This window comes from Bradyrhizobium sp. USDA 4473, assembly GCF_054063335.1.
Genome location: NZ_JBSSGE010000001.1, coordinates 4,513,479 through 4,526,557, shown reverse-complemented (window position 1 = coordinate 4,526,557; position 13,079 = coordinate 4,513,479). Strand labels below are relative to the sequence as shown.

At 60.9% G+C, this 13,079-nt stretch carries 10 protein-coding genes; all 10 read right to left on the bottom strand.

Annotated features, from left to right (window positions below):
* Positions 1-42: 42 nt before the first annotated feature.
* The 10 genes from ACVW17_RS21035 to asnB (ACVW17_RS20990) all read right to left on the bottom strand — a co-directional run bounded on the left by ACVW17_RS21035 (position 43) and on the right by asnB (ACVW17_RS20990) (position 13,051).
* Positions 43-906 carry a methyltransferase domain-containing protein gene (locus tag ACVW17_RS21035; RefSeq protein ID WP_456753691.1) on the bottom strand — a complete coding sequence of 288 codons (864 nt, stop codon included), beginning with the start codon at positions 904-906 and terminating at the stop codon, positions 43-45.
* Positions 907-921: 15 nt separating this feature from the next.
* Positions 922-1,842: an NAD-dependent epimerase/dehydratase family protein gene (locus tag ACVW17_RS21030; protein ID WP_456753690.1), complete on the bottom strand. Its 921-nt coding sequence runs from the start codon at positions 1,840-1,842 to the stop codon at positions 922-924.
* A gap of 6 nt (positions 1,843-1,848) precedes the next feature.
* Positions 1,849-3,759, bottom strand: a complete 1,911-nt coding sequence (locus ACVW17_RS21025) for a hypothetical protein (RefSeq protein ID WP_456753689.1) — start codon at positions 3,757-3,759, stop codon at positions 1,849-1,851.
* A gap of 275 nt (positions 3,760-4,034) precedes the next feature.
* Entirely contained in the window at positions 4,035-5,927 is a 1,893-nt protein-coding gene (asnB, locus tag ACVW17_RS21020) for an asparagine synthase (glutamine-hydrolyzing) (protein ID WP_456753688.1), read from the bottom strand.
* Between the two features lie 33 nt (positions 5,928-5,960).
* Positions 5,961-6,959, bottom strand: coding sequence for an NAD-dependent epimerase/dehydratase family protein (locus ACVW17_RS21015; protein ID WP_456753687.1), 999 nt, complete (start codon positions 6,957-6,959; stop codon positions 5,961-5,963).
* 136 nt (positions 6,960-7,095) lie between these two features.
* Entirely contained in the window at positions 7,096-8,157 is a 1,062-nt protein-coding gene (gene wecB / locus ACVW17_RS21010) for a non-hydrolyzing UDP-N-acetylglucosamine 2-epimerase (RefSeq protein WP_456753686.1), read from the bottom strand.
* Complete coding sequence (locus ACVW17_RS21005) at positions 8,157-9,215, bottom strand: NAD-dependent epimerase/dehydratase family protein (RefSeq protein WP_456753685.1); 1,059 nt, start codon at positions 9,213-9,215, stop codon at positions 8,157-8,159. The genes wecB and ACVW17_RS21005 overlap by 1 nt, the downstream gene beginning before the upstream one ends.
* Before the next feature lie 2 nt (positions 9,216-9,217).
* Positions 9,218-10,150, bottom strand: a complete 933-nt coding sequence (locus tag ACVW17_RS21000; protein WP_456753684.1) for an NAD-dependent epimerase/dehydratase family protein — start codon at positions 10,148-10,150, stop codon at positions 9,218-9,220.
* Positions 10,151-10,163: 13 nt separating this feature from the next.
* Complete coding sequence (locus tag ACVW17_RS20995; RefSeq protein WP_456797822.1) at positions 10,164-11,111, bottom strand: NAD-dependent epimerase/dehydratase family protein; 948 nt, start codon at positions 11,109-11,111, stop codon at positions 10,164-10,166.
* A 23-nt stretch (positions 11,112-11,134) separates the two neighbouring features.
* On the bottom strand, positions 11,135-13,051 hold the full coding sequence (gene asnB, locus ACVW17_RS20990; RefSeq protein ID WP_456797821.1) for an asparagine synthase (glutamine-hydrolyzing): 1,917 nt from the start codon (positions 13,049-13,051) through the stop codon (positions 11,135-11,137).
* Between the last annotated feature and the right edge of the window lie 28 nt (positions 13,052-13,079).

Sequence of the window (13,079 nt, the reverse complement as noted above, 5' to 3'; positions counted from 1 at the left end):
AGACTCTGAAAGCATCGAACAGCCTTGCATGTCGTCGCAGGTCTACTGTTTGGTCGCTTCGAGATAGATGCCGAAGCGATGCGGATCACCCTTCCAGCCATATCTCTTGATGCGAGCAACTGAAAATCCTCTCAAGGCACCTTGAATCTCATAGTCGCGGAAGTGATGAAAATGGATCGAGTCTCGATAGAGCTCGGCGCGTTCCGTCCAGATCAGGGTTGCCAGATAAAGCTTTCCCCCCGGCCTCAGCACGCGCGCCGCTTCGGTTATGGCCGTGTGGTGGTCGAGAACGTGATCGAGGCTGGTCAGGAACGCGACACAATCGAAAGTATCGCTGGCGAACGGAAGGAATTCGGCCATCCCGACGACCCGAAAGTGGTCGCGTCTGCCGAGCGACGGTTCGATCCCAAGATATTCGCAAGAGGCCGGAAACAAGCGGCGGCTCAAGTCCGGGTTGTCGCAACCGACGTCGAGTACAAGGCCCTGGGCTGTTGCGACGAGGCTTCGGGAGCGGAACAGATGGCGCCTATACCAATGGTCCTGCAACGGCGTATTTGGCTCGCCGACCGCGTTTTTGATCGCGCACAAGTATAGATACTGGTCAAAGGCGTTCTTTATCGATCCGATCGACAAGGTCTCGATCGGCAGATCGCAGAAATGTCGCGCAGCCTGCGGCAAGAGGACCGGCAACTTGTCCTCGATCGGAAACGATTCGCCTGCCCCCGTCGTTAGAGCCAATCCATTGAAATGAAGTGGCAGGCCGGAGTCGGGCGAAATGAGCATTTCATTGATTCGACCGAATTCGACGGCGCTGGCATGCCCTTCGGGGTAGTCAAACGTGGGATCGAAAAGATCTTCATTTTCGTCGATGACGACATCGCGCCAAGGCGCTCTCAGCCAATCCATGAGTGTTCAAGCTTTCTAGAACTGGCCCGCGCGCGATAGCCCGTCTCTGAGTCCGGTCGCCGGCGGCCCGAGCAATTGCACCATTCGGTCGATCGCGCCGACATAATCTTCAGGCTGCTTGTCGACGGTTTCGATCGTGAAACGATGATTCGACGCGCTCGCAATCATCTCTGCAATTTCCTGAAGCGACGCGACCTCGGGGCCGGCGACATTGATGGCATGAGACTCCTTGAGCTCCAACGCCGCGATAGTCGCCTGTGCTGCATCGTCGAGAAAGATCGGGTTGAGGCGTGGGCCGCAGGACTTGGCAAGGCGGATCGGCTCTCCGCGCGCAATGGCCCCCCTGATCCGGGCAATGAGAAATTCCCTACTTTGTCCTGGACCGTAGACAAAGAAATATCTGAGGCGTGAGACGACAAAATGCGGCTCAAAACAGCGCAGCAGCGTTTCAGCGGACACCTTCGCCTGAAGATAGAAGCCCAGCTCATTAGTCGGTCGAATGGGCGCATCCTCGTTCAATGCATGCGCGGATGGTCCATAGATTCCGCCGGAAGAGGCCAGGACGAATTGGCGAGCGCCATGACCGACCCCGTATTCCGCCAAGCGTGCGGCAGCGGCGATCGAAACCGCGGCTATCGCGCCTGTCTGCCGGGGAAACTCCTTCCAGCCGCCTGCTTGCGCAAGGTGAATGATTGCATCGATCCGACCGACCTGTTGCAGGTCAGATGAAAAATTACCCGACAGATCGGCTTCCACGATGCGCACATTGCTGGAACGCGCCAGCTGCGTTCCCGGCCTGATCAACGCCGTTACGGACGCTCCCCTGCCCTGCAGCAGGCTCAGCAGGCGGGAGCCAACGAACCCGGTTGCGCCCGTCAGCAGGACGTGGCGATCCGCCAGATCCAATCCGGAATGCCCGATATTCTGCGAAGCCATTCGCTCTTACTCTAGCGTCGCGGGAGGCCGGCCATGCCGATGCAGGTGGTCGTAAACCCGTTCATAGCGTTCGGCCAATACGTCCCTGGACCACCAGCGCTCCGCGTGCGCGCGGCTCGTGGCGCCGATGCGGGCGCGTTCGCCCGGATCGGCCACCAGGCCCCGCAGCACCTCGTAGATGGTTTCCTCCGACGCGTCGACGATCGGACACTCGGCAATGGCCTGGACGGCGGGCAGACCGCGTGCCTCGACCTTGTTGACCCGACCAACGACGGGACGCCCGAGCATCATGCCTTCGCGCGCAGTGGCGCCATAGCGGCCATAGTTGAGCTGATCGACGATGATGTCGGCTTGTGCGAGCATCCAACGATTGTCGGCGCTCGGCACGTCCTTGCGGAATAGCAACCGGACCGGATGCCCCTCCGCCTTCAGCCGATCGATCGCAGCAACGACCGCGCCGGTCCCCTTGACGTTGACGCCCTGGCGGGTGCGCATCTCATAATTGCCGACCGAGTGATAGATCAGGATTTCACCGTCGGCCTTGGGCTCGCGCCACAATTCGGGCACGGGAATTGTCCTCCCAAGTTCCGGGTCCCAGAACTCGGGATCGACAGCAAAGGTGAGCGGCTCGCGAAAAACAGCCGCCGCATCCCGGAAATCGAGCGGGGGATCGGTCTCGATGCAGATCAGATCCGCCAGTTGCCGGACCTTCCAGCCCCAGGCAGACATGCGATGATCGGAACAGATCTCGGGCCGCTCGCGCCAGGCGCATTTCGGGCACATTCCGGGGCTCCAGGCCTCGAAGCCCGTTTGCGTGATCAAGTCATGGCATCCCGTGATGCTGTAGGCGATCTTCGCGCCGCGTCGCTTCAGTTCCAGCACATCCCAAGGGATGCTGTCGTGATTTTTCGAGATGTCGTCATAGTTGTAGGGAAAGAACGACAGCGTCCCTACGCCGGCGAAATGAAACATGTCAAATCGCTCGGCCGCTTCCTGGAATCGCTCACGCAAGACCTGTTGCTGTTTGTTGGCGTCCGCTTCGAACAGGTTCCAATCGTGGCCGTGGAAATGCTGGGCGTAGTCGGAGTTCGGGTCAATGATCGCCATCGACACGGCATCCCAGCCACGCTTGCGCAACGAGCCGGCCAGAAAGTGAAAGTTGTAATAGCTCGGATTGACGAAGAGAACCGAACGGCGGCGGGGAACGGCAGGATCCCTCTCAGGCCGCGGAACGTCTCGAATCGGCTCCTCGCCATAAGGCGGATTGAGGGTGGGCGGCTGCCCCGCGGCTTCGATATGGTGCAGCGCCATCAGGCTTTTAGGGAAAGCAAGACCAAGCGCGATCATCAGCCGACGGCGGCGAACGTCAGGATTGGCCTGCTCCGGCCGGAATCCGAGGGGCCAGGCCGTTAAACTCCCTGCGCCACCGGTTGCTTGATCAGAGGTGATCAAGGTCCTCCACACCAATTCGTTGTCGCGCGTCGACGAAGCGATCAACGCGCGCACAGCGAGACAGCTCTTCTCCGACCAACGATCGTCGCGAGACTGGGGATCGCCGGATATGCACTCGGCCAGCTTCCACTCGAGGGCCGTATCCCGGGCCCACTCCCGTAATTCGGATTTGTTCGGTACAAGTGCAACCAGATCTGCCGGAAGGTCCGCTCTAACCTGGAGCAACGTAACCGAAGTCGACGCGCGGATCGGCAATAGCCGCAAGCGGCGAGACCTGGTGCCCACCATTCGGAACAGGACGGAAGCGTAAGTCCCACCAAACGGCTTCATACCCGTGATCACGGCATCTTTGGCGCGAAGGACGCGCATCGCGTCAACCTCTGCCTTCGACTCCGAACGTGCGGTCCGTAGGGTATCCTTCCACTTCTTCGCGCGGCGTACCACGTTGAACGGAATGGTAGTCATCAACGACTTCAAAACTGGCGACCTTTCGTGGGGCCGAGCGACCCTGCAAACATCTGGATTACAGATGGCCAGCCGGCTACTCCGGATCAAGGAGCTGATGTCCTCAGCCGGCACTTTAGGTGAGGCAAGTCGGTCGGCTCCGAGATCGGAAGATCAACTCGGCATCGGCGGTACAGCATCCGGGCGTTGGCGACGACTCAGCTCTACACACATCGATCCGACAATTTGTCTTTGTTGAGATCGCGCGGGAAATTGCTCGCGGCTCTGCTGGGATATCACCCGCGGTTCTCAACATGTGCACGCAACGCGTATTCAACGTTGATCAGCGACCAAATCAGCAGTCTGCGGTTCTCCCGGCCGTTGAGGTGATCATCGACCAGCTCCCTAATCGGCTTGGGATCGAGATAGCTATAGATCTTCGCCTGATCATCGAACAGGACGCTGCGGACGAAGTCGATGCTCTGACCCTTGAACCAGCTTGCGTCAGGACCAGAGAAGCCTTGCTTCTCGCGTTCCACGACTTCCTGGGGGATGTGCTGCTGCATCACGTTTCGCAACAGCATCTTGCCATCACGGGCCTTCTGAAAGTACCTGGCCGTTTTCCTGCCCAGCTCGTTTTCGTCCAAGGCCACGACTTCATCGAGCTTGCCGAGCTTCATCCGGACCGGAAGCTTCATGGCAAAGTCGACGAGATCGTTATCGAGGAACGGCACGCGCGTCTCGAGCGAATGCGCCATCGACAGCTTGTCTTCCATGGTCAACAAGCCATGGAGAAACGTCTTGGCTTCCAGATAGAGCGAATGATTGACGTAATCCTCCGGACGGGTCAGACGCTCGGCGTGCTGATTGAACATGTCCCTGAAGATATCGCGGGTCGATACGCCCTGCACGTCGCTCCAGACCGGAGCGAAGACACGCTTCAGCACATCGTTGGGCATCAGCCGTTGCCAGTACTCGTAGTACTTGTCGATGTACTCCTCGAAGCTCTGGTTGACGACCGCCCGGTAATAACGCCAGGGATAGCCGCCGAAGATCTCATCGCCGCCGGTTCCTGCAAGGACGACCTTGTTGAACTTGCTGGCGAGCTGAGCGACGTAGTAGTTCGGATAGCTCTGTCCAACGCGCGGCTCTTCCAGATGCCATGCCAGCTTCGGCAGCACGCGCTCCATGTCACCGGACTTGAGCACCATTTCGTAGTGTTCGGTACGAAACAGATACGACATTCGCTCCGACGCCGCGCGCTCGTCGTAGTAAAGCTCGATACCGGACACGGAGCTCAGGTCGAAGCCGCAGGTGAACGTGCGCATGTAGCTCAGTGACTGCGCCGCGATCGCTGTGACCGTGCCTGAGTCCATTCCGCCCGACAGATACGCGCCGATGTCCACGTCGGACACCAGTTGCCGCTTCACCGCCTGCTGAATCAGATGGTCGAGCTCATCCTGATAGTCCGCCTCCGACCGGGCGGTTTCCGGCTCATGAAAATTGTAATCCCAGTATCGCGTCGGTCGTGGCTGCGTTCCGGGCGCATCCTCAGACGATATGCTTAGATAGCAGCCTGCCGGAAGAATGCGGACACCCTTGAGCAGGGTCCGGTCCGTGAAGAAATTCTGGAATGTGAAGTATTCCAGCAAGCCCTCGGAATCGAGCTGCGCGTCGAAGTTTGGAGCGGCACGAAACGCCTTCGATTCCGATGCAAACAGCAACTGGTTGCCGCCGAACCAATAGTACAGCGGCTTGATCCCGTAGCGATCCCGGGCAAGCGTAAGCCTGCGTTCCTTGCGGTCCCACAGCGCGAAGGCGAACATGCCGTTGAAGCGCTGCAGGGCACCAAGCCCCCAAGTCGCGATCGCCTGCAGCAGGACTTCGGTATCGCTGGTCGACCTGAAGACATGTCCCTGCGCTTCGAGCTCGGCGCGGAGCTCCCGATAATTGTAGATCTCGCCATTGTACGAAATCACAGACCGGCCGTCGGCGGTATGCATCGGCTGCGCGCCGGTCGGGCTCAGATCGATGATCGCCAGCCGGCGATGCCCGAGACCGATCGAACCGTCGATCCAATGGCCTTCGCCGTCAGGGCCACGATGCGCGATCGCCTGCGTCATTGCACGCAGCACATCCGGCGACACCGGCCGCCCATCGAGGTTAAGAATGCCCGCGACGCCGCACATGTCTAAATCCGCTTGACCTCGGACCGCAGGGGTTTACTCAATGCCAGCCTTGGCGCGGCGCCGCTCGACTCCCGCGCGATGCCTCGACCGCCATTCGATCAGCATCTGCAGGCCTTCGCGCAAATCGATCTCGGCGGTGAAGCCGATTTCGTCGGCTGCACGCTTGGTGGAGCCGACTCGATTGCGCACGAACGTCGCATTGCTGCGCGGCGCATATTGGATCGGCTGGTTCGACCCGGTCAGCTGCAGCAGCATTTCCGCGAGTTCCTTGAGCGAGGTGCGCTCGCCCGTTCCGACATTGTAATAGCGCGCAACCGTATCGGCCGACATCGCGCAGATATTTGCGCGCGCGCAATCAAGCACCGACACAAAGTCGAACGCTTCCGAGCCATCTCCCAGGATCGTCGGCCCTTCGCCGCGATCGATCGCGTCGAGCATCTTCATGATAACCGCGATATAGGCGCCCTGATAGTCCTGCCTCGGCCCGTAGACGTTCATGTAGCGCAGGCCGACCGCGGGCAGGCCGTAGCGATGACAGAATGCGGTGGCCATCGCCTCACCGGCGATCTTGGTCGCTCCGTAGAAGTTCTTGTTGTTGAACGGATGATCCTCGGTCATCGGTTCTTCGATGGCGTCACCATAGACCGATGCCGACGACGAATAGACCAGACGTTTGATCCGGTTCGCGACGCAGGCTTCGAGCACGTTGAACGTGCCACGGATGTTGGTGTCGAACGCCGCTCGCGGAAATTCATGACATTGCAGCAGCCACAGCGCGGCAAAGTGGAACACGCCATCCTTGCCCTTCATCGCGGCATCGAGGATGTCGGATTGGCAGACATCGCCGCCCGCCTCGAATATCTTGACCCGTGGATCGCTGAGAATCCGGTCGAGATTCTCGAGGGAGCCGCGCGCGAAATTGTCGTAGATCACGATCTCGCCGACGTCGTGCTTCGCGAGCTGCTCGACTGCATGCGAGCCGATCAATCCGGCTCCGCCGATGACGAGGAACTTCTTGCCATTGACTTCCAAGGCTGACCTCTTGGACTGGAGTTTTACGCTTCACCGCGAGCGGACAATGTCGAGCTCGCGGCAAGGTTAAGATGAGTGTCGGACGCCGGGACGACCGCCGTGCTGCCCACAGGTGCGAACCCCGTCGGCTATGGTCTCAGCCTGCTGCATGCAGTGGGGCCTGGGCCCGCAGCAGCTCCGCGATCGCGAAAGCCGCCTGGCCCTCCCCGTAGTCTGTGATGTCGTTCCGCGCCAGATGCGCCGGTCCTTTCCAGAGCCGGTTCCAGCCGTTTTCGACCGTCTCGGTCCACTCGGTTTCATCACGCAGCGTCACGCACGGCACCCGATGAAAATAGGCTTCCTTCTGCAGGCCGCCGGAGTCCGTGTAGACGTCAGTGGCGTGATGCAGCAGCTTTGCCATGTCGAGATAGCCGACCGGGTCGATGATGCGCAGCCCGTCAAGGCTCACGCCCAGCCGCGAGGCCGCGGCGCGGGTGCGCGGATGCAACGGCAGCACCACGGTGCGCCCGCGCGACTGCTCCAGCAGGAATTGAACGACCTCGCGGAGCCGCTCCGGATCATCCGTATTCTCCGCGCGGTGCACGGTTGCGAGCGCGTATCGCTTCGTCTGCAACTGCAACTCGGTCAGGATCGTGGAGCTGCCCTCGGCCTTCTCCAGCGCGAACAGCGTAGCGTCGTACATCACGTCGCCGACGTGATGTACGCCCTTGACCACGCCCTCTGCTGCCAGATTCGCGATCGCCGTCGCCGTCGGGCAGAGGTGAAGCGTCGAGAGATGATCCGTCACGATGCGGTTCAGCTCTTCCGGCATCCGCCGGTTGAAGGAACGCAGCCCGGCTTCGACATGGGCAACCGGAATGTGGATCTTGGCCGCGGCGAGCGAACCGGCCAGCGTCGAATTGGTGTCGCCGTACACCACCACCCAATCCGGCTTTTCGGCAAGCAGGATCGGCTCGATTTCCATCAGCATCCGCCCGGTCATGTCGCCGTGACCACCGCCATTGATGTCCAGATGATGCTTCGGCTTCGGGATCGCCAGTTCCTCGAAGAACAGATCGGACATGTTGGCGTCGAAATGCTGCCCGGTGTGAATCATCACCTCCGCCAAGCCATCCGTTTCACGGATCGCCCGGCTGACCGCAGCGGCCTTGATGAACTGCGGTCGCGCGCCGACCACAGTGAGGATCTTGATCGACATCAGGAATACTTCGCGACGTCGGGCACGTGGGTCACGTGATTGCGCATGCAGCCGAGGATGCGGCGGCGGTTTTCCTGCGTCCAGGCGATGGTCCGCCTAAGGCCATCCTCATGCGCCACGCTTGCAACGAAGCCGAGCTTCTCGCGCGCCTTCGCCGGATCGCCGAAACGCTGGCCCGACCGGTCCCAGTCGCGTGCCGGCGTGAGCGCGATCGGGGTCTTGTTGCCGGTGATCGAATTCACCCGCTTCGCCAGTTCAAGAATGCTGGTCTCGACGCCCGAGGCGAGATTGTAGATCTCGCCGGGATCACCCGACAGGGCGCAAGCCATCAAGCCGCGCGCCATGTCCTCGACGAAGATGAAGTCGCGAGACGCGATTCCGCCATTCTCGACCGGCAGCGCTTCGTCGTGCAGCGCCTTCCAGATGAAGGTCGGGGTGACGTTCCGCCAAACCGTGTGAACGGTGCCGCGCCAGCGACCAGCACCCAGAATTTCGCCCGGTCCGTAGACGTTCTGGAACCGTGCTTTCACGAACGGCAGCTTGTAGCGGGTGAAATAGTAGTTGCCGTACATCTCGCCGATCAGCTTGGAGATCGAATACGGACTGTCGTGATACAGCGAGACCGGAGCATCCTCCTTTGTCGCCGAAGCGCCTTCGAAGGTCTTCTCGGCCACCGCACAGCCGGCTGCGGCATACACCACCTTCTGCAGCGAGCGGATGTCCTTGAGCCTTTCGAACAGCTTCAGGCTGGTCAGCGTGTTGTTGTCGTGATCCGCCATTGGATCTGCGATCGACGACTGGTTGCCGTGGAAGCACGCAAGATGGAAGGCAAAGTCGAGATCGTCGGGCAGTGCGGCAAGCACGGCATCGTCGGTGATCGGACGCGAGACGAACTGAATCCGCGGATCGGGCGGCACGTTCGAGGCGTCGGCCGACAGCAGATTGTCGACAACGATGACCTTGGTCGGCGCCTGCTCGAGCAACAGCCGCACGAGATTTGAGCCGACGAATCCGGCCCCGCCGACGACGAGAATGGTCGATCCATTAAAAGACTTCATGATCAGCTCTTGGGTGCTGCCAGGTGACTGTAAACGTCGCTCACGCCATGGGCGTCGTACCACGCAAGCAGACGACGAATGGTCTCATCGAAGGGCACCTTGGCCTGCCATCCGAGACGCTCGCGGGTCCGGCTTGGGTCCGGAACGACCGACGGTACGTCGTCGTCGCCCACCGGCACCACCTTCACGTCGGGATCGGCCGGCAGCCCAAGGTGGGCCCGCACGAGGTCGTAGATTTCCTTGATCGAGTGGCCGATCCCGCTCGAGACGTTAAAGACGCCGGTCGGCGCCTGCTCGGCCATCGCGAGGTCGACCGCAGCGAGGAAGTCGGACATATCGAGGAAGTCGCGCTGCGCGTCGCTGCAGAAGCAGCCCTGCCCGGCCTTCAGGCGCTTGTAGAAGGTCGGGATCGGACCGATCGCCAGACGGGGACCGGTCACGTTCGCAAGCCGCAACGACATGTAGGGCAGGCCGCTCATCGCCAGATACTGCTCGCCCGCAACCTTCGAGATTCCGTAGCTGGTGAACGGCCGCAGCGGGTGCTCGACCGGGATCGGCGTGGTTTCGGGCCGCCCGTAGCACAGCACGGTCTGAAAATTCAGGATCCGGCTCGCGCCGGCGGCACGTGCCGCGTCAATCACGTTCACGGTGCCATCGACGTTGGTTACGACGTCTTCCCGCCAATTCGCCGGATCCTTGTAGGACGCCGCCGAATGCACGACATGCGTCGGCCGGAACTTCTCGAACGCCGAGGTGACGAGATCCCGATCGGCGATCGAGCCCTCGATCAAGGTCAGGCCGGGAAGCGCGGGCACGACCTCGCGCTTGCCGGTGGCGAAATTGTCGATCACGAGGATCTCGTGGCCCTGCGGCAGCCAGTGTTCGATCAGGTTCGAGCCGAGGCAGCCCGCGCCGCCGGTGATGATGATGCGCATGTCGCTGTTCCGATCAGGTGCGGATTTCCGCACGCGCTTCCTTCAGGTGCGTATAGCCGCCGACGACTCCTTCCTTCTCCCAGCGCTCGACCGACAGCCGAGCGATCTCATCGAGCGAGGTGAATTCGACGGTACCGAAATCCTTGAATGTGCGTGACGGGTCGAGCAGGATCGAAGGCGCATCGTCCGGGCCGAGCGGCTTCACTTCCGGCTCCGGATAATCATTGATCTTCATCGCCCGCACCACGGAATCGTAGAGCTCCTTGATCGCGACATCCTTGCCCGACGAGAAGTGATAGGTGCCGCGGCCTACACCATCGGCGGCCTTGACGACGACGCGGGCAAGGTCGCCCGCGTAGCAGAAGTCGCGGCGCGCCGGGGTGACGAAGCACTTCTGTCCCTTGGCCAGACGTCCGTAGAAGATCGGCAGCGGTCCCGACACGTTGCGCGGCCCGATCACGTTGGCCAGGCGGAACGTCACCCATTCGACGCCGGAGAACTGCACGTAGTGCTCGCCGGCGGTCTTCGAGATCGCGTAGCTGGAATTGACCGGGTTGATCGGATGGTCGAGCGGGATCGGGGACTGCAGCGGCTTGGTGCCGTAGCAGAGCGCGGTCTGGAAGTAGATCAGGCGGGATACGCCGAAGGTCTTGCAGGCCTTCGCGATGTTGGCGGTGCCAACCGCGTTGACCAAGGCATCGCTGCTCCAGTCCTCCGGATCCTTGTAGGACGCCGCGGTATGGATCACGACCTCAGGCCGGAAGTCGGAAAACAACTGATCGACCACGGCAGCATTCGCGATCGTGTCCTCGACCAGGGTCAGATTCGCGTGCTTGGTGAGGTTGTCGGCTCTGCCGGTCGCATAATTGTCGATCGCAACCACCGTGTCGCCGCGCGACAGCAGCATATCAATGACAGTCGATCCGACCTGCCCGGCACCGCCGGTTACAAATATCTTCATAGCCACCATCCAGATTGAGAAGTTTAAGCACTGACCATCGCGCGGAACTCGGCCGCCCGGTCATGAAACCGTTGGTGCCAGAGTTCCAGACTGAGAAGACCCCACGTCTTTCGGGAGAAGCGGGATTGCTCGCCAAAGCTGGAGAGCACGACATCACTGTTGAAGAACGGGCGATGCTTCGCGCGCTGCTCACCAAAGATGTCGAGAACAAAGTCCTTGAGCTCGCCGTCGAACCATTCCATCAGCGGCACCGGGAAGCCCATCTTGTCACGCCGCTGCAACAACGCCTTCGGCAGGGTATCGCGATACGCCGTCTTCATGAGCTGCTTCATCTGCCCGCCCATGAACTTCACGTCGGCCGGCACTGTGGCGAGAAACTCCACGAGAGGATGATCCAGCAGCGGCACGCGGCTCTCCAGGCCGTGCGCCATGCTCATGCGGTCCTCGACTTGAAGCAGCGCCGGCAACAGGCACTTGAAGTCGAAGTGCGTCATCTTGTCGAAATAGGCTTCCTTCCGCACATTGTCCTGGTTGTTGAAGATCGCGCGGAAGGAGTCGAACACCGCCTCCTTGTTCAGCGCGCTCCAATCGACCTCACCAACCATGTCGGTCGAACGATCGACCAGGCGGAAGTACCGGCGATCAAGATCCTCGAACAGGCCGTCGCGCCAGAATTCCTTGATCATCGGCTTGTATTCGCGCAGCAGGCCGAGATTGGGCACGATCGACTCGATCGTGACCACGTAGTGACCGCTCTGGTAGGTGCCGTCGACCGCCGCCTTGATGCATTGCTCGAAGTAGGCGACCAGATACCGCGCATAGCCGCCGAGCAGCTCGTCGCCGCCCTGCCCGCCCAGCACGACCTTGACGTTCTTCGCCGCGAGCGCGGACACCATGTATTGCGGAAACGACCCCGGTCCGGCAACCGGGAAATCCAGATGATAGATCACGTCGCCGATGCTGTTGCGGAAGTCGGCGGCGGTGATGTCGACCATATGGAGCGACATGTCCGCCAGATCGGTCACCGTCTTGGCGTAGCCGCTCTCGTCATAGCCTGGAAATTCGAGAAAGCGGCCGTGGAATGCGTCACGGCTGCGGTGATCCAGCTTGGAGGCCATCAGCGCGACGAGGCTGGAGTCGAGACCGCCCGAGACGTAACCGCCGACCGGAACGTCGGAGCGCAAATGCACCTGCATCGAGTCGGATAGCAGTTCGGTGAAGCGCCGCTCGAAGTAGCTCGGACTGCGATCGAAATCGACATCGTACTGCACGTCCCAGTAGCGGGACGTCACGACGTCGCCGCCTTCGAGCCGAAGCAGATGGCCGGGCAGCAGCGCCGATATTCCCTTGAACAGGGTCTTCTTGCCGATCGTGTACTGGAACGTGAGATACTCGCTCAGCGCATCGGCGTCGGTTTGGATGTCGCTCAGGAACGGCAGCAGCGCCTTGGCCTCCGACGCGAAGTAGAAGACCCCCTGTTGCACCGTGTAGTAGAACGGCTTGATCCCGAAGCGATCGCGCGCGGCAAACAGCTTCTTGTTCCTATTATCCCAGATCGCGAAGGCGAACATCCCGCGCAGATGATCGACGCAGCGCTCGCCCCATTTGGCGTAGGCGGCGAGGATCACCTCGGTGTCCGAATGGGATTGGAACGTCCAGCCGTCCGCGAGTTGCTCGCGAAGCTCGATGAAGTTGTAGATTTCCCCGTTGTAGGAAATCACGGTGCCGTTGGCCCCCTTCATCGGCTGGGCGCCGGCAGGCGACAAATCGATGATCGCAAGCCGGCGGTGCACCAGCCCGACGCTTCCGCCGTCATCGCTCCATTGCCCCAAGCCATCTGGCCCGCGATGAGCGATCAGGCTGCTCATCGCATTGAGCGACGCGACGCGCCTTGCGACGGAATGACCGGACAGAGATGCAAATCCTGCAATGCCACACATGAATTCAGAGAACCTCGATATTCAAGAT

What these genes read in the sequence shown, in the direction of transcription:
- ACVW17_RS20995 (WP_456797822.1), bottom strand. Translation starts at nt 11,111, where the DNA reads ATGAAGATATTTGTAACCGGCGGTGCCGGGCAGGTCGGATCGACTGTC.
- asnB (WP_456797821.1), bottom strand. Translation starts at nt 13,051, where the DNA reads ATGTGTGGCATTGCAGGATTTGCATCTCTGTCCGGTCATTCCGTCGCA.
- ACVW17_RS21005 (WP_456753685.1), bottom strand. Translation starts at nt 9,215, where the DNA reads ATGAAGTCTTTTAATGGATCGACCATTCTCGTCGTCGGCGGGGCCGGA.
- ACVW17_RS21030 (WP_456753690.1), bottom strand. Translation starts at nt 1,842, where the DNA reads ATGGCTTCGCAGAATATCGGGCATTCCGGATTGGATCTGGCGGATCGC.
- wecB (WP_456753686.1), bottom strand. Translation starts at nt 8,157, where the DNA reads ATGTCGATCAAGATCCTCACTGTGGTCGGCGCGCGACCGCAGTTCATC.
- ACVW17_RS21000 (WP_456753684.1), bottom strand. Translation starts at nt 10,150, where the DNA reads ATGCGCATCATCATCACCGGCGGCGCGGGCTGCCTCGGCTCGAACCTG.
- ACVW17_RS21035 (WP_456753691.1), bottom strand. Translation starts at nt 906, where the DNA reads ATGGATTGGCTGAGAGCGCCTTGGCGCGATGTCGTCATCGACGAAAAT.
- asnB (WP_456753688.1), bottom strand. Translation starts at nt 5,927, where the DNA reads ATGTGCGGCGTCGCGGGCATTCTTAACCTCGATGGGCGGCCGGTGTCG.
- ACVW17_RS21025 (WP_456753689.1), bottom strand. Translation starts at nt 3,759, where the DNA reads ATGACTACCATTCCGTTCAACGTGGTACGCCGCGCGAAGAAGTGGAAG.